Origin of the sequence: Alkalimonas collagenimarina, from assembly GCF_030717845.1 — a bacterium.
GTDB classification, from domain to species: Bacteria; Pseudomonadota; Gammaproteobacteria; order Enterobacterales; family Alteromonadaceae; genus Alkalimonas; species Alkalimonas collagenimarina.
Genome location: NZ_JAUZVZ010000023.1, coordinates 20,567 through 37,929, shown reverse-complemented (window position 1 = coordinate 37,929; position 17,363 = coordinate 20,567). Strand labels below are relative to the sequence as shown.

18 protein-coding genes are annotated in these 17,363 nt (G+C 47.5%); 5 read left to right on the top strand and 13 right to left on the bottom strand.

The window, feature by feature from the left end; genetic code table 11:
- Positions 1 to 94 precede the first annotated feature (94 nt).
- Positions 95 to 712: a rhombosortase gene (gene rrtA / locus Q3O60_RS14205; RefSeq protein ID WP_305894606.1), complete on the top strand. Its 618-nt coding sequence runs from the start codon at positions 95 to 97 to the stop codon at positions 710 to 712.
- A gap of 39 nt (positions 713 to 751) precedes the next feature.
- Here the strand turns inward: rrtA and Q3O60_RS14200 are convergent, their stop codons facing one another.
- From Q3O60_RS14200 to Q3O60_RS14185, 4 genes are all read right to left on the bottom strand, one after another.
- Positions 752 to 1,546, bottom strand: a complete 795-nt coding sequence (locus tag Q3O60_RS14200; protein ID WP_305894605.1) for an NF038132 family protein — start codon at positions 1,544 to 1,546, stop codon at positions 752 to 754.
- Positions 1,547 to 1,749: 203 nt separating this feature from the next.
- Positions 1,750 to 4,245 carry a S9 family peptidase gene (locus tag Q3O60_RS14195; protein ID WP_305894604.1) on the bottom strand — a complete coding sequence of 832 codons (2,496 nt, stop codon included), beginning with the start codon at positions 4,243 to 4,245 and terminating at the stop codon, positions 1,750 to 1,752.
- A gap of 144 nt (positions 4,246 to 4,389) precedes the next feature.
- On the bottom strand, positions 4,390 to 5,058 hold the full coding sequence (locus tag Q3O60_RS14190) for an RluA family pseudouridine synthase (protein ID WP_305894603.1): 669 nt from the start codon (positions 5,056 to 5,058) through the stop codon (positions 4,390 to 4,392).
- A 127-nt stretch (positions 5,059 to 5,185) separates the two neighbouring features.
- Positions 5,186 to 6,349 (bottom strand): DcaP family trimeric outer membrane transporter, encoded by a 1,164-nt coding sequence (locus tag Q3O60_RS14185; RefSeq protein WP_305894602.1) that lies wholly within the window; start codon positions 6,347 to 6,349, stop codon positions 5,186 to 5,188.
- A gap of 240 nt (positions 6,350 to 6,589) precedes the next feature.
- Here Q3O60_RS14185 and acs point away from each other — a divergent pair, with 240 nt between their 5' ends.
- From acs to Q3O60_RS14170, 3 genes are all read left to right on the top strand, one after another.
- Positions 6,590 to 8,548 carry an acetate--CoA ligase gene (acs, locus tag Q3O60_RS14180; RefSeq protein ID WP_305894601.1) on the top strand — a complete coding sequence of 653 codons (1,959 nt, stop codon included), beginning with the start codon at positions 6,590 to 6,592 and terminating at the stop codon, positions 8,546 to 8,548.
- Between the two features lie 97 nt (positions 8,549 to 8,645).
- Positions 8,646 to 9,326, top strand: coding sequence for a LuxR C-terminal-related transcriptional regulator (locus Q3O60_RS14175; RefSeq protein ID WP_305894600.1), 681 nt, complete (start codon positions 8,646 to 8,648; stop codon positions 9,324 to 9,326).
- Positions 9,316 to 9,564 (top strand): DUF1289 domain-containing protein, encoded by a 249-nt coding sequence (locus tag Q3O60_RS14170; protein WP_305894599.1) that lies wholly within the window; start codon positions 9,316 to 9,318, stop codon positions 9,562 to 9,564. The genes Q3O60_RS14175 and Q3O60_RS14170 overlap by 11 nt, the downstream gene beginning before the upstream one ends.
- Before the next feature lie 72 nt (positions 9,565 to 9,636).
- Here the strand turns inward: Q3O60_RS14170 and fabF are convergent, their stop codons facing one another.
- The 8 genes from fabF to yceD form a co-directional block, all read right to left on the bottom strand.
- Positions 9,637 to 10,875 carry a beta-ketoacyl-ACP synthase II gene (gene fabF / locus Q3O60_RS14165; protein ID WP_305894598.1) on the bottom strand — a complete coding sequence of 413 codons (1,239 nt, stop codon included), beginning with the start codon at positions 10,873 to 10,875 and terminating at the stop codon, positions 9,637 to 9,639.
- Between the two features lie 176 nt (positions 10,876 to 11,051).
- On the bottom strand, positions 11,052 to 11,288 hold the full coding sequence (gene acpP, locus Q3O60_RS14160) for an acyl carrier protein (RefSeq protein WP_305894597.1): 237 nt from the start codon (positions 11,286 to 11,288) through the stop codon (positions 11,052 to 11,054).
- Positions 11,289 to 11,416: 128 nt separating this feature from the next.
- Positions 11,417 to 12,163, bottom strand: coding sequence for a 3-oxoacyl-ACP reductase FabG (fabG, locus tag Q3O60_RS14155; RefSeq protein WP_305894596.1), 747 nt, complete (start codon positions 12,161 to 12,163; stop codon positions 11,417 to 11,419).
- 9 nt (positions 12,164 to 12,172) lie between these two features.
- Positions 12,173 to 13,108, bottom strand: a complete 936-nt coding sequence (gene fabD / locus Q3O60_RS14150; protein ID WP_305894595.1) for an ACP S-malonyltransferase — start codon at positions 13,106 to 13,108, stop codon at positions 12,173 to 12,175.
- An 88-nt stretch (positions 13,109 to 13,196) separates the two neighbouring features.
- Positions 13,197 to 14,156 (bottom strand): beta-ketoacyl-ACP synthase III, encoded by a 960-nt coding sequence (locus Q3O60_RS14145; protein WP_305894594.1) that lies wholly within the window; start codon positions 14,154 to 14,156, stop codon positions 13,197 to 13,199.
- 6 nt (positions 14,157 to 14,162) lie between these two features.
- Positions 14,163 to 15,203: a phosphate acyltransferase PlsX gene (plsX, locus tag Q3O60_RS14140; protein WP_305894593.1), complete on the bottom strand. Its 1,041-nt coding sequence runs from the start codon at positions 15,201 to 15,203 to the stop codon at positions 14,163 to 14,165.
- 6 nt (positions 15,204 to 15,209) lie between these two features.
- On the bottom strand, positions 15,210 to 15,374 hold the full coding sequence (gene rpmF / locus Q3O60_RS14135; RefSeq protein WP_305894592.1) for a 50S ribosomal protein L32: 165 nt from the start codon (positions 15,372 to 15,374) through the stop codon (positions 15,210 to 15,212).
- An 18-nt stretch (positions 15,375 to 15,392) separates the two neighbouring features.
- Positions 15,393 to 15,917: a 23S rRNA accumulation protein YceD gene (yceD, locus tag Q3O60_RS14130; RefSeq protein ID WP_305894591.1), complete on the bottom strand. Its 525-nt coding sequence runs from the start codon at positions 15,915 to 15,917 to the stop codon at positions 15,393 to 15,395.
- A gap of 141 nt (positions 15,918 to 16,058) precedes the next feature.
- On the opposite strand from yceD, the gene Q3O60_RS14125 reads away from it, so the two are divergent.
- Positions 16,059 to 16,655 (top strand): Maf family protein, encoded by a 597-nt coding sequence (locus Q3O60_RS14125; RefSeq protein WP_305894590.1) that lies wholly within the window; start codon positions 16,059 to 16,061, stop codon positions 16,653 to 16,655.
- A 36-nt stretch (positions 16,656 to 16,691) separates the two neighbouring features.
- Here the strand turns inward: Q3O60_RS14125 and Q3O60_RS14120 are convergent, their stop codons facing one another.
- A complete protein-coding gene (locus tag Q3O60_RS14120) occupies positions 16,692 to 17,357 on the bottom strand; it encodes an HAD-IA family hydrolase (protein WP_305894589.1) in 666 nt (221 codons plus the stop codon).
- Positions 17,358 to 17,363: the final 6 nt, after the last annotated feature.

Below are 17,363 nucleotides of genomic sequence, written 5' to 3'. Positions count from 1 at the left end.
ACTGGACAAAATTACATTTACCCTAACCAGAACCAGCCAAAAGATCAATCAACATCTGGATGACAAGCAGGTAAAGTCTGGCTAGTATGCAGGAATGAACAAACCCACCCACTCCCAACGCAAGTTATCCTTGCTACAACTAACCCTGCTACCCAGCTTAGTTGCTGTGCTGGTACTTGCCCTGCATAGCCTTCCCGAGTCGGCATGGATTCGACTAAACTTTCAGCGTGACTTCATTTATGCTGGTGAGCTATGGCGCTTGGTAACGGCCAACTTTATTCACAGTAATATTTGGCACCTATGGCTCAATCTGGCTGGTTTTGGCGTACTTTGGCTGCTGCATCACATTCACTTTACGGCCTGGCGCTATACCAGCCTGCTGCTGGCTGCCTCGCTGCTGAGCAGTATCATGATCCTGTTCCTTGCTCCTGAGCTAAATCACTATGTTGGCTTATCTGGTAGCTTGCATGCCATGGTCATACTCGGCGCTTTGTATGATATCCGAGCAAAAATGCTGACCGGCTGGCTGTTACTGCTCCTTACGGTAGCAAAAGTTGGCTATGAGCAATGGCAGGGGCCAGATCCGGAGCTGGCGCAATTGATTGAAGCAAACGTCGCTATTGATGCTCACCTATATGGAGCCATTAGCGGCTTGCTCATCTTTGTAGTCCTGCAACTATGGTATTTTACACAACAAAAAAGGCAGGTGTAGTCACCTGCCTTTCCATACCAACATTCGTCTGTTGTAAAATTACTTTTGCTTACGACGTAAACGCAAACCTAGTAAACCCAAACCCAGCAAACCCAACGTAGCTGGAACAGGCACAGGGTTGGTATCAATCGGGTTACCACCAACGGTAATACCATCAAAAGCTAAACCAGATTGAAATGATGTATCGTTCCAGTTTACTACACCAAACTCCAGAAAGTAGTTACCCGCGGCTGAAATATTATAACTGGACTCAATCCAGCCGGTATACCCACAACCAGTACTAAAACAAGAACCACTATCTCCACCCAGAGGAGACCAGTTTGGCGCGCCTGGGTTCATCATTACTGAGTCAGGATTTAGCGTAGCGGTTGGGTCCGGCATACCAAAGCCAGGCACAATACTTCCACTATCAGTGGTACGGGCAGTAAATAAAATGGCTACTTCTTCATTTAACTCATTCAATAACCGTGCCCAGGCGTAATCAGCATAACCTGCGCCATCTGATGAAATGTAGTTAAAAATAAAGTTTAACTCGTCACCGTCCTGCGCTGAAAACAGGTTTGATTTCAGTGTAGAGCCGGTCGTTCCAACTAAGCCGTCCAGACCAATGCCGGTTGGGCCATTGCTTGAAGAAACCACATAGCCATACTGACTTGAGCCTGTTGGCGGAGCTGTGACATCGCCATCTGCGCCTAAAGCACCACAGGTGCCGACGCAATCCCAGCCTGATGGTAAGCCAGAGTCAAATAAAGAGGCTGATGCCGTACCGGCAAATGCCAGTGCCGCGACCAAAGCTGAATTAAGTAACGTTTTTTGAATTGTTTTCGTTTTCATGTTGCATTCCTTTGTGTGCAGAAGTTTACTGATTTTGTATTCAGTAGCTCACCAAAAACAATGCAATAATCGATCCAACATTAAAATCAATTAAAAAACAATAACATAAGAATCAAATCTACTTGTTAAGTCTTATTTTGTAAAATATACCGACAAAAAGTAACATTCACCCACAGCACACTCCATTTTTTCACGCCCTGACCTTATTCACTTAAATAGTGCCACCATTCGGCTTCATCTTTTAAATGCAAATCGAACCAAGCCAATAAATGATCCCACCAAACATAGCGTTTTTCCCGGTCAATGATGTGATGATCCTCTCCGGGGATCTCGACCAGAGCAACTTCCCGCCCCAGTAACTTAAGGGCAGTAAACATTTGCTGTGATTCACCAGCAGGTACATTGACATCGGAATCGCCTGTAATCAGCAATAACGGGGTATTGATTTTATCGGCCATATACAAAGGGCTCTGTCCGACATACAACTCGTGGTTATTCCATGGAAAGCTATCCCGGCTGGCAACACCTGAATACAGGAACCCCCACCAACCTTGCCCCCAGTAGGAACTAAGTGCACTGATCCCCGCATGCGAGACGGAAGCTGCGAACAGATCGGTCTGCGTCGCAAGATACATGGTCATAAAGCCACCATAAGAAGCACCAATGTTGCCTAAACGCGCACCATCAACAAAGTCATGCTGTGCAACAAACTCCTTAGTGGCATGAATAATATCATCTGCAGTGTATTGCCCCCAGGCGTTCACATGCAATGCCGAGAAATACTGACCATAGCCAATGGTGCCCCGGGGTTGCACCACATAGACAATGTAGCCATTGGCAGCCCAGTGATGAAATGGGTAGCGGCCGGTAAATTGCCGATTGACCGTGGTGGTGCCACCATAGTAATACACAATAGTCGGGTAGGTACGACTGGCATCAAAATCAGGTGGCAGGTAGTAACGTCCCTGGATCAGGTCCCCTTCCGGGTTTTCAACATTGAAATCTCTGACCTCGCCCAATTGAATGTGCTGATACAGTTTGCTGCTATCATGCAATACCGTTGGCCGGCGCTGGCCAGGTCGGATTAGCTCGAGTTGTTGTGGAGTCGCCACGGCAGAGCCTGCAGCCACTACCGTTGCACCGCGATCATTAGCAACCGCAAAGCGTTCGATCACATCCAACGACAATGCCAACTTTTGATAACGTGTTCGATTGATATCCACACTGTATAAAGCGGAACGGTCAGCCTCATTCACCAGTGCAATCACCTGGCCCCGGCCATTCACTGTGACATTACTGATACTTGGGGTAAAGTCTTTCGACAATGGTTGGATGTGCTGACCATCAAGATCCATCAGGTATAACTGACCGTCGTAATCGTTAGCGATGAGATCAGCGGAGGGCAAATTCACACCGGCACCATCAGCAAAGTTGGGACCACCCACCACCAATAATTTGTCCCGATAATAACTGATCTGATTTAGATGCCGGAACTGCCCTATTTCACGGTGCTCCAGCGTGGCTAAGTCCAACTCAAAGACTGCAGTGGCCGCATGCGGAGCTACTGTGCGATCCAATCGACGCTGGGTATACAACAACCGCTGATTATCTTGATGGATATCCGCCAGGCTGCTGCTATCGCCGCCGGGGGTCAGTGTTCGTACGAAACCACTGTCAACATCAAGCTGATACAGCCGGCTGATATCGCGAAAACCGCGCCAACGGTCTTCGAGCGCACGGTAATTTTTGGCCTTGGCCTGCTCCAGACTTTTATCTGGTTGTGTCCAGCTAAAAATAATGGTTTTGCTGTCAGGTGCCCATTGATAACTGCCAAGACCAGATTGGTTTTGTATAACCGCAGTTAACTTGCCATCGCTCAGGTTCATCAACCACAGCGTGTTACCGTCAACATAACTAAGATACTCACTATTTGGACTAAACTGAGCCCGGCTCATGGCTTGATTGGGCCAACTATGCTGGATACGATTCCGGCTCATTTCCCGCAGCTCAGTTCGGCTTACGTCAGTATTGGTTGCATCCGAACGCCCGGAAAAGCTGAGTAGCATCCAGTTCGTGTCTGGTGAAAGCGCCAGCTGGCTAATGGTTTCTGCATTAGTAAGTAAACGATTGTTCATACTTTCTTTAGCAGATAATGTGAAACGAATATCTGTTTGCTGTTGATGCGTTAAAGCCAGCTCAACGCTTTGCGGCTCGCCTCCATCCACAAATAGCACCAATTGCTGCCAACCAGTACTAAGATTAAGTGCATGCCGCTGACCGTCTCCCAACTTTTGAAAGTTCAAATAAGCAACCGGGGCCGTCAAACCAGCGAACTGCAGCTTACCTTGGTAAAAAGCATCGTGCTGTACTTGAGTAAACCAAATACCAGGGCCTGCGGCTGCGGCTTCAGCGGGACTCATCTCCCGCCATGACAATGATTGCCCCATAAAGCTGGTTGATTGTCCGGCAACAGGGACGGCTTGCTGTTCCAGATGGTGCAATACTTGTTGACGCAGCTCATCGGCTTTACCACTTTGTTGCAGCGCTTCAGATGCAAAGGCAGGAACCGGCCCCAGGAATAGGACTTTTTCAGCTACAACTCTATGTTCTGTTAAAGACTGGTTGTTCGTATCAGCTGCCGCTGTAAAGGAAATACAGGCGAAGCCAAGTAGTAGTAACCCAATGCATGATGTTTTCATAAAGCTGACCTGTGTTGTCATTTATGTTGTTTAGGAAAATTGGTGTATCGCGGATAGTAGCAGCCCAGTCATATAGCTGCAATTGAGTGCCGTTAGAAGGCGCTTAGCCTGCGATGAAGCTGATTAGCGGGTTAAGCTTGTTAATTAAAACTCAGCGTCAGAGTTGTACTCCAACTCCTTTAAAGTGGCAGGATGCTGAAAGCGGATCCAGCTTGCATGCAATAATAAACGCTTACTTTTGGCTACAAGCTCTGCTGAGGCATAAAACGGATCGCCCAAAATTGCGTGTCCCAACGCCATCATGTGCAAACGCAGTTGATGCGAACGCCCGGTTACCGGGCTTAATTGAACTCGGCTGCAGTCAATCAGTGGATCATAAGACAGTACTTTATAATCCGTAATTGATGATTTTCCATCTGGGCAAATTTTATATCGAGGCCGTCGCTCAGCATCAGGAGCAATGGCTAAATCAACCCGTCCTTCATTTTGAGCTAGCTGCCCACCAACCACTGCCAGATAGTGTTTTTGTATGGTTCGGGCTTGAAATTGCTTGCTGATGGCAGATAGCGCTGCTTTGTGCAGCGGAATAATCAGTAAGCCACTGGTATCGTAATCTAACCGATGCACCACCGCAGCCGTTGGAAACTCCTGATGCAATCGATGGATCAAACAATCCTGATTGTCCGGGTGCCGCCCCGGAACTGTTAACAGCATCGAGGGCTTGTTCACTATCAGCAAATGATCATCTTGATAGATAATGCGGTAGGCTTCTGTGCTGGCGGGTAATACTTTTAAGGCATCGGCTACAGGCATAAGTAAACTTAGCGGCTAAAATAAGCCGTCATTATACCCAAACCACCTGAAGATGCGAGCGACAGGTGGCCTGGGTAAAGACGAGCAACTCATTCAGCCAGGCCTTCTGAGCACGGAAACCATCCGATTAAAAGTCGTATTTCGCCATAAATTGCAAACGGTTTAAGTCACCATCGGCGCCTGATTCAAGTTTGCGGGTGGCATGCCTAAACTCAACACCAAACTGTAAATGCCGTGATGCCTGATACATCATATTGGCACTGAGACTTTCGGTACTTTTGGTGGCAGATAGGCCGGTTAATTCTTCATCATTATCAACCCGGAGCGTGGCATAGATCAGGTTAGTGCGCCAGTTTTCATCCCAGACATGCCGATAAGCCAGTGTCATCCCGGTAGACTGAATGGCCTGCAGCTCCCCATTGGCATCAAGCACTGCACCGTTCGAAGTATTTAAACCAATGTAACGCCCTAACCCTTTGCCGGTATTGATGGTAAAGCGAATATCATTACTGTCAGTCACCATCACTTTACCGGTTAACGACAGGCCATAGCCCATGACCCGATCATTAATTTGCAGCGCTCTGTCTTCGTACGCTAGTTGCCGTACCAAGCCAGACAAAGAAAGACTGCCCCACTCTGCAGAATGGTTATAACGAGCGACCACATCAGGCATGGTGTTGTCATCACTGACAACCCGACCACCATCAGGCGATGGTGTGATGGTACTTTCCGGGTTTTCTATAGCAAATTGAAAACTGCCATTGGTGTAACGAACTTGTGGTTGCCGAACGAAGATCTGTCCATCGGTATTGCCAACAAAATCGACGCTTTCAGGCAAAGAGGTTAGATCCATAAACGTGGACCAGGTTTGACCAAACAGCCACTTGTCATAGGTAAAAAAGGCGTGACGAATGCCAGGTGAGTAACCATTGGAAATACGCTGATCGCCTCCCGGCGTCGACATCATATCGAACTCAAGTCGTCCTCCAACAGTTTTGCCATTCTCTAATTTTGTTTGGGTGGTAAAAAAGAAACGCGACTGCCGGGCATGCATATCAAACTTAGTGCTCTCGCCTTCACCACCGACTGGCGTCAGAGATGGCACATAAAAATCACGGCCAATATTGGTGCCCAGATTTCCATCCGGCGTATCATTGAGCATCATATCAAGTTTGACAAAGCCGCCAAAACTAATGTCGGTATTACCGACGGTAAAGGAGGCCTGAGCCTGCGATAATCCAAGTGTCATGCTCGCTGCCAGCAAACTGGCGGCAAAGGGTAGTTGTTTCATGCGGTGCTCCCTAGTTTATCTTGTTCTTGTTGGTTGTTTTGTGAACAAGGTTGGGTCAGCAACGCAATTCCCGCAATTAGCCTTTAGTCGCATCCGTTGTTACAGTAGCTTTGATTGCAACAGACCTCTAATCGATTGCTTTATTGTATCAAGCTAGACAATGGTCTAATTTCTTTCTAGAGCACAATTCGTTAGAACATAGGTTCTAGTTATGAATACAGCAAACATGGGGACATCGTTATGACACAGCCAAGCCTTTTTCCGGTTCCAGCGGCCGCTAAAGCACGCTGCTTGATTGATAATGAAACGTATCAACGTATGTATCAGCAATCTATACAGGATCCGGAGTCGTTTTGGGCTGAGCATGGCAAGCGTATTGACTGGTTCAAACCCTACAGCAAAGTAAAAAATACCAGCTTCGAGCCCGGTAATATCGATATCAAATGGTTTGAAGATGGTGTGCTGAATGCCAGCTACAACTGCCTCGATCGCCACCTGCCTGAAAAAGCAGATGATATTGCTTTTTATTGGGAAGGTGACGAGCCTGGTATTCAAAAAAATATCAGTTATCGTGAACTGCATGAGCATGTCTGCCAGTTGGCCAATGGCATGAAATCTCTTGGTATCGGTAAAGGCGATCGAGTAACCATCTATCTACCGATGATCGTTGAAGCGGTTGTTGCTTTGTTGGCTTGTGCTCGTATTGGTGCTGTGCATTCCGTGGTGTTTGCTGGTTTTTCACCGGATGCGCTTGGCAGCCGTATTCAGGACTGTAACTCTAAACTGGTCATCACTGCAGATCAGGCGCCTCGCGGTAATCGCCTTACTGCACTAAAAGACAACACGGATTTGGCCTTGGGTCACCTGGGTAAAGACAGTCCGGTCAAACACGTTATTGTCGTTAAACATGTTGGTAAAAATATCGATGAGCACGCTGGACGCGATGTCTGGTATCACGAGTTACTGGCTAAACAATCGAACGAATGTGAACCAGAGCCAATGAATGCTGAAGACCCTCTGTTCATTCTGTATACCTCCGGTTCCACTGGTAAGCCCAAAGGAGTGCTGCATACCACAGGTGGCTATATGGTGTGGGCATCGATGACGCATCAGTACGTGTTCGATTACCATCCGGGCGACGTATACTGGTGCGCTGCGGATGTCGGTTGGGTCACAGGCCATACCTATATTATTTATGGTCCGCTGGCCAACGGTGCCACCAGTGTTTTATTTGAAGGGGTACCGACCTACCCTTCCATTAAGCGTATGGCGCAAATCGTCGATAAATACGACGTCAATATTCTGTATACCGCCCCCACGGCCATTCGGGCATTAATGTCCCATGGTGATGCACCGGTCGAGGGAGCCAATCTTACGTCTTTACGAACCCTTGGTAGTGTTGGTGAGCCTATTAACCCAGAGGCGTGGAGCTGGTATCACGAGAAAATTGGTCGTGGTAACTGTCCGATTGTTGATACCTGGTGGCAGACTGAGACTGGCGGCATTTTGATCACGCCATTACCCGGTGCCACCGATTTAAAACCTGGCTCGGCAACACGACCATTTTTTGGCGTTCAGCCGGCGATTGTCAATAACAAAGGCAAGGTATTGGAGGGAGCAGCCGAGGGTAACTTAGTGATCCAAGACAGCTGGCCGGGTCAGATGCGAACCTTGTTTGGCGATCATGCTCGTTTTGAACAAACCTACTTCAGTACCTATAAAAACTCATACTTCACAGGAGATGGTGCGCGCCGGGATGACGATGGTTATTATTGGCTAACCGGCCGGGTCGATGATGTATTGAATATTTCAGGCCACCGACTAGGCACCGCTGAAATTGAGAGCTGTCTGGTGGCTCACGAAGCCATTGCAGAAGCTGCAGTTGTCGGCTATCCACACGATATCAAGGGGCAAGGAATTTATGTCTACATTGCCCCTCGTGTTGGCGTAGAGCCCAGTGAAGACCTGACCAAAGCCGTGCGGGATTGGGTCCGGCAGGAAATATCGCCCATCGCTTCACCCGATATTGTGCAATGGGCTCCTCAGGGCTTGCCAAAAACTCGCTCGGGTAAGATTATGCGTCGCATTTTACGCAAAATTGCAGCGAATGAGCACGATCAATTAGGGGATATTTCTACCTTAGCTGACCCGTCAGTCGTTGATCAATTGATTGAAAACAGGTTGAATCGCAAATCGTGACAATATACTGTTTGTAATTAATCAAAAATCAAGGCCGCTTTACGCGGCCTTTAGTTATATACTAAGCCATAAGGTATGATAATAATAACGAGGACTCATGGCCAAATTGATCGTTGCAGACGACCACCCACTGTTCCGAAATGCGCTCATCAATGCTATCAGTAATACCTTTAGCACCAAAGCCACCATCGAAACTGATTCATTTGAATCCACCTGTCAGGCACTGGAACAGCACCCAGATACCGATTTATTACTGCTAGACTTACACATGCCTGGTAATTGTGGTTTTTTGGGGTTAATTCAGCTTCGTAAAAATTACCCTAGCTTACCCATCGTGGTTATTTCAGCCAGTGAAGAACTCGATGTGGTTAAACGGGTCATTTCATTTGGTGCCTCAGCCTATATCCCTAAATCTGCCAATCCATCACAGATCAGCGAAGCATTGAAGGAAGTTCTGGCCGGTGAGCTCTGGGTACCTCCCTCGATGCAAAAAGCGCTGGATGAACAAGATGCGCAAGAACATGATCTTGATCTGGCAGCTCGTGTTGCTCAACTAACCAATCAACAATACAAAGTGTTGTATTATTTAACGGAGGGTTGGCTCAATAAGCAAATTGCTTACGATCTGCACATTTCAGAAGCCACAGTTAAAGCACATATTACCGCTATTTTTCGCAAGCTTGGTTGTACCAACAGAACTCAGGTTGTCATTCAGGCACAGCGGTTGACCCTTGAGCCGCCAGTAGATAAAGCTCTATCCGTCAATCATGAGTATTGATTCCCCCTGCATTGCCTGCTGCAAGCTGGACGCAAAGAAAGTCTGCATTGGTTGCTATCGACATATCAGCGAAATCGCTAATTGGAACCGAAAGTCAGATGCAGAGTTGCAACAAATTATGCAGCAGGTCGCTCAACGGAAAATGCAGTACCAACAGCATGATCTAACAGAGATTGAAACCAGTCCTATCACTCAAGCAGAATGGCAAGCAGCAAAAGTGAAAGCGCGACTAAGTTAGTACATGAATACAGCCCCAGATACAACAAAGCCCGCTTAAGCGGGCTTTGTTGTATCTGGGCAAATCAGCTTATCAAACGCGTTTAAATAAGATGGAGCCGTTGGTTCCACCAAAGCCAAAGGAATTACACAGTGCGTAATCCAGTTTAGCATCACGGGCCTGATGAGGCACATAATCTAAATCACAGCCTTCGTCCGGGTTATCCAAATTGATGGTTGGAGTGACCACTTGATCACGCAGCGATAAAATACTGATGATCGACTCAACCGAACCTGCCGCACCAAGTAGATGACCAATCATCGACTTGGATGAGCTGACCATGATGCTATCGATATTGGCGGCAAAAACAGATTTAATGGCACGAGTTTCAGCAACATCCCCAGCATTGGTCGAAGTACCATGCGCGTTGATGTAGCCAACCTGCTCTGCATTAACGCCGGCGTCATTCAAGGCGTTTTGCATTGCCATCGCACCACCACGACCATCTTCAGGCGGTGACGTCATATGGTACGCATCGCCACTCATACCAAAGCCAGCCAGTTCAGCGTAAATTTTCGCTCCACGGGCTTTAGCATGCTCGTATTCTTCCAGCACAACAACACCAGCGCCATCGCCAAGTACAAAGCCATCACGGTCTTTATCCCAGGGACGACTTGCCTGCTCTGGTGCATCGTTGCGGGTCGACAAGGCTCGGGCTGCTCCAAAACCACCCATGCCCAAAGGAGCGGATCCCTTTTCAGCACCACCAGCCAGCATCACATCGGCATCGCCATAGGCAATCATACGAGCAGCTTGGCCAATGTTGTGCACCCCCGTGGTACAGGCGGTCACAATGCTGATATTTGGTCCTTGCAGCCCCAACATAATGGATAATTGGCCAGCAATCATATTGATGATGGTTGAGGGGACGAAAAAGGGTGACAAACGACGCGGACCGCTATTCAGCAATTTGGTATGGTTTTCCTCAATCAAGCCAAGACCACCAATGCCTGAACCGATAGCAGCACCAATTCGGCTCGCATTTTGTTCAGTAATTTCAATGCCAGAGTCGCGGAATGCCTGAATACCAGCAGCAACCCCATACTGGATAAACAAATCCATTTTTTTGGCTTCTTTAGCCGGGAAGAAAGGTTCTACATCAAAATTTTTGACCATTGCTGCAAACTTGGTGCTATAAGCATCAGTATCGAAATGCTCGATCATGCTTACACCACTTTTTCCTTGCTGCAGAGCGTGCCAGCTGGAAGCCACATCATTTCCAAGCGGCGTTAATAGCCCTAAACCCGTCACCACTACTCGACGTTTTGTCACTGCGTCCTCCACCGGAATAACCTATTCATTCCGTTGCAGCACGATACTGAACGAACAATGCTGCAGCGGAATGAATATGAATTGTAATCGCAAAAAATAATGGTCGCACTTTTGGATACTATAAACCGTAAAACGAAAAACGGGTAGCCTCGCTACCCGTTTTCAGTACAGCAGGCTTACTCTGCGTTTGCTTTGACGTAATCAATAGCAGATTGAACCGTAGTGATTTTTTCTGCTTCTTCATCAGGGATTTCAGTGTCGAATTCCTCTTCCAAAGCCATAACCAGCTCAACGGTGTCCAGTGAGTCTGCACCCAGATCGTCAACGAAGGAAGCTTCAGATTTCACTTCTTCTTCTTTAACACCCAGTTGCTCAATAATGATTTTTTTTACGCGTTCTTCGATGTTGCTCATCTTTTCTTCCTTTTTTCATCTAAATCGCAACAGTTCGTGCAATTTTATGTGGCGCTAGTTTATGCGTAAGCTTTGTCTGTTGCAAGTCATGTAACCGGCATTTTTTCGCTGGTCTGACATGCCACGGCTTACACCATATACATACCGCCGTTAACGTGAATAGTTTCGCCTGTAATGTAAGCAGCTGGCTCTGAAGACAGGAATGCAACGGTAGCTGCAATTTCTTCCGGCCGCCCCAAACGGTTGGCTGGAACCTGACCAAAGATAGCTTCTTTCTGGTCATCCGATAACTCTTTTGTCATATCCGTATCGATAAAGCCTGGTGCAACCGCATTCACGGTGATCCCTCTGGACGCCACTTCGCGTGCCAGCGATTTAGTAAAACCAAGTACACCGGCTTTTGCAGCAGCATAATTGCTCTGGCCCGCATTTCCCATGCTTCCGACAACGGAACCTATGGTAATGATACGACCATAACGCTTTTTCATCATGCTACGCAATACTGCTTTGCTAAGGCGGAACACTGACGTCAAATTGGTTTGCATAATATCAAACCATTCATCATCTTTCATCCGCATTAACAGGTTATCACGGGTTATTCCGGCATTATTGACTAAAATATCAATATCTCCAAAGCTATTTTTAATGCGAGCTAAGCAGTCTTCAATTGATGCAGTATCGGTGACATTGAGGACCAAGCCTGCCGCTGGATTGCCAAGATAATCGCCTATCGCCGCAGCACCTTTTTCACTGGTGGCTGTACCCACCACTGTCGCGCCTAACGCCTGAAGTTGCTCAGCAATGGCTCGGCCAATACCACGGCTTGCGCCTGTAACTAAAGCCACTTTGCCTTCCAAAGAAAATAATGTTGACATGGTTTTTCCTTATTCTGCGGCCAATGCTTGCTGTAAAGAAGCACAATCGTTCACTGAACGAGCCGTTACATTTTTATCAATTCGCTTAATTAAACCAGACAACACTTTACCGGCTCCCAGCTCGACAAAGTCGGTCACCTCTTGAGCCACCAGCCACTGGATAGTTTCAGTCCAACGAACCGGGCTATACAGCTGACGAACGAGCGCATCTTGTATGGCTGCTGCATCATGAGCAATAGCTACATCGACATTATTGACGACCGATAAAGTTGCTGGGTTAAAATCCATCGCAGCCATATCACGAGCCAAGGTCTTTGCTGCTGGCTTCATTAATGCGCAATGGGAAGGGACACTGACAGCTAATGGCAATGCCCGTTTGGCACCAGACTCTTTGCACGCTATAGCTGCACGTTCAACCGCGGCCTTTTGGCCCGCGATGACCACTTGACCTGGGGAGTTGTAATTAACTGGAGCAACAACTTCATCGTTGGCTACTTGAGCACAGGATTCAGCTACCGCCTGATCATCCAGCCCGATAATGGCATACATAGCACCGGTGCCTGCCGGAACTGCGTCTTGCATATATCGACCACGATTGGTCACCAGTATCACCGCATCTTGCAAGCTCATAACGCCAGCACAAACCAAGGCAGAATATTCACCCAAAGAGTGTCCAGCCAAATAAGAAGGTGTTGCGCCACCTTGCTGTCGCCATAAACGCCAGCAAGCCACTGAAGCCGTCAATAAAGCAGGTTGGGTTTTATCGGTTTCATTTAATACGGCTTCGGGCCCATTGGTAACCAAATCCCATAAATCGTAACCCAGTGCTTGTGAAGCCTCTGCGAAGGTTTCACCTATAATTGCATGCTCAGCATGCAGCTCACTTAACATTCCAAGGCTTTGCGAGCCCTGCCCCGGAAACACAATTGCAAGTTTGTTGCTCATAACTTAATTCCCGTCCCATAATCGAATGAACAAGGTTGAATCATCACGCGACGTATTTTGATACCGCACCAAATTTTAGTGCTGCGTTTTAATACCGTACCAATGCGGATGCCCAGGCAAAACCACCGCCAAAGGCTTCCAGTAACAGTGTTTGACCTCGTTGAATACGGCCATCACGGATCGCTTCATCCAGCGCTGTTGGTACCGTTGCCGCAGAGGTATTGCCATAACGATCCAGATTGATCACCACCTGTTCCATTGGCAAACTTAACTTTCGGGCTACAGCAGAAATAATGCGTAAATTAGCCTGATGAGGCACCAACCAATCAATCTCTGATTTATCCATGTTATTGGCGGCGAGCGTTTGTTCAACCACTTCGGATAGTTTATTCACCGCGACTTTGAACACATCGTTGCCTTTCATTGATCCCCAGGAGTTATGCACAGAATCTACATCACCACGGATTGGATTGTTGACATACAACAATTCTGAGTACTTGCCATCTGCATGAATATGAGTAGATAAAATGCCGGGCTGCTCAGAGGCTTCAAGTAATACAGCGCCGGCCGCATCACCAAATAAAATCACCATGCTACGATCTTCAGGGCTAATCAATTGCGATAAACAATCGGAGCCTATCACCATAATACGTTTGGCCATGCCAGTACGAATGTATTGATCGGCAACACTGAGCGCATAACAAAAGCCTGCACAAGCCGCTGCGATATCAAAAGCAGGAATCGCGGGAATAGCTAACTCTCGCTGCACTTCGCAAGCCGAACTTGGTAACGACCGTGCGCCACTGGTCGTCGCCACTAAAATCATATCGATGCTGTTTTTGTCGATCCCAGCAGCATCGATGGCCTGACGTGCTGCAGCGGCTCCCATGGTTGCAACAGACTCATCAGCACCAATAATTCGACGCTCACGAATGCCTGTGCGCTCAATGATCCACTCATCCGTGGTTTCCACCATGGTTTCCAGATCGGTGTTCGTTCTTACTTGAGACGGGAAATAACTTCCGGTTCCGATAATGCGTGAATACATGGCAACCTACGCTTTTCCAATTAATACCTGTTCCAGCCGGTGCTTAATTTTGGCTGGTACCTGACGTTCAACTTCTCTGACCGCTTGCCGTATCGCACTTAGAAAAGCTTCTTTTGAAGCATTTCCATGACTTTTCACGACAATTCCGCGCAATCCTATCAGACTTGCGCCATTGTACTGGTCGGGGTTCACCCCTTGAACCAGTGATTTGAACCAAGATTGAGCGAGTTTGGCGGTAATTCGACCAAAAAAGCTACTCATCAACCTCGCACGGATCCGACTCATGATCAAGGTAGCGACACCTTCACAGGTTTTCAGCGCAACATTGCCAACAAAACCATCGCAAATAATGACATCCGCTTTGCCAGAAAAAATATCATTGCCTTCAATGTAGCCAATATAATTCAGCTCTTCACACTCAGACAATTGCACCGATGCTTGCTTAATTTGATCAGAGCCTTTGATCTCCTCTTCGCCCATATTCAATAAAGCCACTCGAGGAGCACTGAGTGATTCAACTTCCTCCGACATCACGGCTCCCATCACGGCAAACTGAAACAAGGTATCTGCGTTGCAATTGACGGTGGCTCCAAGGTCGAGCATATAAACGGGTTGATTGGTCGTGGAAGGTAAGGCACTAATTAATGCAGGACGTTCAACACCAGGCAGCATTTTTAATACAAAATGTGCCATGGCAATCAAAGCTCCGGTATTGCCTGCACTTACGCAAGCCGTAGCCTGTCCTTGCTCTACCAGCTCCAGTGCAATACGCATGGAAGAATCACGTTTATTACGCAATGCAGACGATGGCTTTTCAGCCATAGAAACATGCTGGGTACAATGGAGCAATTGCAATCGAGGATGATTGTGAAAACCCGCTTGCTGTAGATGCTGTTGCAATAGCTCAGCATCACCGCACAGGGTGAGGTGTAAACGAGGGTTTTCCTGCACGGCTGCAATAGCTGCAGGCAACGTAGCAAGGGGGCCGTGATCGCCCCCCATCATATCTAACGCGATAGTGATCTTTGTTGGCTGCACCAGGTGCATCCGAACTTACTTAACTTTACGGCCTTTGAAGTAGCCGTCTGCAGTGATGTGGTGACGACGATGAGTTTCACCAGTCGTTGCATCTACAGACAAAGTAGGACCGGTCAACGCATCGTGTGAACGACGCATGTCACGTCTTGAACGAGATTTTTTGTTTTGCTGAACTGCCATGGTCTTTCTCCTAATAAATCATTTTTTCTTCAATTCTTGCAATATAGCAAACGGATTCGGTTTTTCATCTTCATCAACTACCTTGCCAAAACTCGCTGGCTTCTCCGGTGCAGAACAAAATTGTTCGTCATGTACCGGGTACATAGGCAGGGTCAGTATCAGTTCATCCTCAACCATTTGCCGCAAATTCACTTCACCGTGTTCGTCTTTTACGATCACGTCATAGCACTCAGGAATGTGATCCAGTGCCGTATTATCACCGCGAATAGGTGTAAACGCAAACTGGCATGATAATTCCAGCTCTAGTGGTTGTTGGCATCGTTCACAAGCCACCTGGACCGTGCACGCGGCTTTGCCTTTCAGCACAACCAACTTTTGTTCATCTACATCGCAGTCGATACTTACTGTTACATCACCTGCGGTGTCCAGCAAATGCTCGCCTAAACGGGTCAGACCGGAAAGCAAAATCACGCCATCGTAAGATGAACGTTTTTGGGCTGCCCGCACTGGGTCTAAGGTAACAGGTATTTTCACTTTTTGCATAAGGCGCGCATCTTATAGATCCCAGCCTTTGCTGTCAAAGGATTCTGCAGCTTTTCAGACGATTTTCTCGCGATTAAAGACCGGGTTCCGTATAGTAAGCACTTTAGCCAACTTGAAATGGCCACTAACAGGACTTTTTTGATGAGCAACTCCGCTGATTATACACTCTGGCTGGCTTCTACCTCACCTTACCGTCAGCAACTGTTAAAAAAAACGGGGTTGCACTTTACCACCGCCGCACCAAATATTGATGAGAGCGCTTTAGCTGGGGAAACTCCCAGTGACTTGGTGCAACGTCTTGCAGTTACCAAAGCACTAAAAGTAGCCGAGTCTCTTGATGCTGGACTCGTAATCGGTTCGGACCAGGTCGCCGTTTTTGGCGATAGCATTCTTGGCAAACCTCATACTGAAGCCAAGGCCATTGCGCAGCTTCAACGTTTTAGTGGCCACAAAGTGACGTTTTTAACCGGGCTGGCGCTGATCAATGCGGCTGATCAGAGCTATAAGGTATGTTGCGAGCCATTTCACGTCCATTTTCGTCAGTTAAGCAACCATGAGATCAAGCAATACATCACTCTCGAACAACCGCTTGATTGTGCTGGCAGCTTTAAAAGTGAAGGCTTAGGTATCTCTTTGTTTGAAAAGCTTGAAGGCGATGATCCCAATAGCCTGATTGGCTTGCCACTGATCCGTTTATTAGCGATGCTGCGCCAGCAAGGTATCAACCCGCTTTGTTGAATGTTGAATGTTGAATTGTAAATTATGGGCTTTGAGTTAACTACTGCTAAATAGCGTTTTTAGCTGGTGCAAGTCATCAACAATTGCAATGGGTTCAAACTTCGCTAAGACGTCTAAGCCGTGCACACCATGTGTCACTCCGATACGCGGAATACCGGCTTTTTGCGCCATCAGCATATCATGGCTGGTATCGCCTACCATCACCGCTTGCTCAGGTTGAAGACCCGTTTCATGCAGGATCTGCAACAACATGTCTGGGTCTGGCTTCGAACGGGCGTCATCGGCACAGCGGGTAGTGACAAAATAGTGCGCCAATCCAGTCTCTGCAAATATACGAGTCAGCCCTTTTCGCGCTTTGCCGGTAGCAACAGCTAGTTGCCGTTGTTGTTGATGCAACTGTTGAAATAGCAACTCGGCACCCTCAAACATCGGCGTTGGCGTCGGATCATGATGCACGTACTGCTCTCGGTAATGTTTAAATAATGATTGATGCTGCTGCTTGTTCATGCAGGGAAACAAGCTGGTAAAGGCTAAATCAAGACTTAGACCAATAATTTGCTTCACCTCATACGCCGTGGGTACTGGTAACTCAGCCAATTTTGCCGATGTTTGCATGGCAGATACAATACGCCCCACGGAGTCCATGACGGTGCCATCCCAGTCAAAAATAACCAGTCGACAACATTGAAGTGAGTGCTGCATGATAAA

Excerpts from the sequence above, each read along its gene's own strand:
- fabG (WP_305894596.1), bottom strand. The coding sequence starts at position 12,163 with ATGTCAACATTATTTTCTTTGGAAGGCAAAGTGGCTTTAGTTACAGGC.
- yceD (WP_305894591.1), bottom strand. The coding sequence starts at position 15,917 with ATGCAAAAAGTGAAAATACCTGTTACCTTAGACCCAGTGCGGGCAGCC.
- fabD (WP_305894595.1), bottom strand. The coding sequence starts at position 13,108 with ATGAGCAACAAACTTGCAATTGTGTTTCCGGGGCAGGGCTCGCAAAGC.
- Q3O60_RS14145 (WP_305894594.1), bottom strand. The coding sequence starts at position 14,156 with ATGTATTCACGCATTATCGGAACCGGAAGTTATTTCCCGTCTCAAGTA.
- plsX (WP_305894593.1), bottom strand. The coding sequence starts at position 15,203 with ATGCACCTGGTGCAGCCAACAAAGATCACTATCGCGTTAGATATGATG.
- Q3O60_RS14120 (WP_305894589.1), bottom strand. The coding sequence starts at position 17,357 with ATGCAGCACTCACTTCAATGTTGTCGACTGGTTATTTTTGACTGGGAT.
- Q3O60_RS14190 (WP_305894603.1), bottom strand. The coding sequence starts at position 5,058 with ATGCCTGTAGCCGATGCCTTAAAAGTATTACCCGCCAGCACAGAAGCC.
- Q3O60_RS14185 (WP_305894602.1), bottom strand. The coding sequence starts at position 6,349 with ATGAAACAACTACCCTTTGCCGCCAGTTTGCTGGCAGCGAGCATGACA.
- Q3O60_RS14170 (WP_305894599.1), top strand. The coding sequence starts at position 9,316 with ATGAGTATTGATTCCCCCTGCATTGCCTGCTGCAAGCTGGACGCAAAG.
- rpmF (WP_305894592.1), bottom strand. The coding sequence starts at position 15,374 with ATGGCAGTTCAGCAAAACAAAAAATCTCGTTCAAGACGTGACATGCGT.
- rrtA (WP_305894606.1), top strand. The coding sequence starts at position 95 with ATGAACAAACCCACCCACTCCCAACGCAAGTTATCCTTGCTACAACTA.
- Q3O60_RS14200 (WP_305894605.1), bottom strand. The coding sequence starts at position 1,546 with ATGAAAACGAAAACAATTCAAAAAACGTTACTTAATTCAGCTTTGGTC.
- Q3O60_RS14175 (WP_305894600.1), top strand. The coding sequence starts at position 8,646 with ATGGCCAAATTGATCGTTGCAGACGACCACCCACTGTTCCGAAATGCG.
- acpP (WP_305894597.1), bottom strand. The coding sequence starts at position 11,288 with ATGAGCAACATCGAAGAACGCGTAAAAAAAATCATTATTGAGCAACTG.
- acs (WP_305894601.1), top strand. The coding sequence starts at position 6,590 with ATGACACAGCCAAGCCTTTTTCCGGTTCCAGCGGCCGCTAAAGCACGC.
- Q3O60_RS14125 (WP_305894590.1), top strand. The coding sequence starts at position 16,059 with ATGAGCAACTCCGCTGATTATACACTCTGGCTGGCTTCTACCTCACCT.
- Q3O60_RS14195 (WP_305894604.1), bottom strand. The coding sequence starts at position 4,245 with ATGAAAACATCATGCATTGGGTTACTACTACTTGGCTTCGCCTGTATT.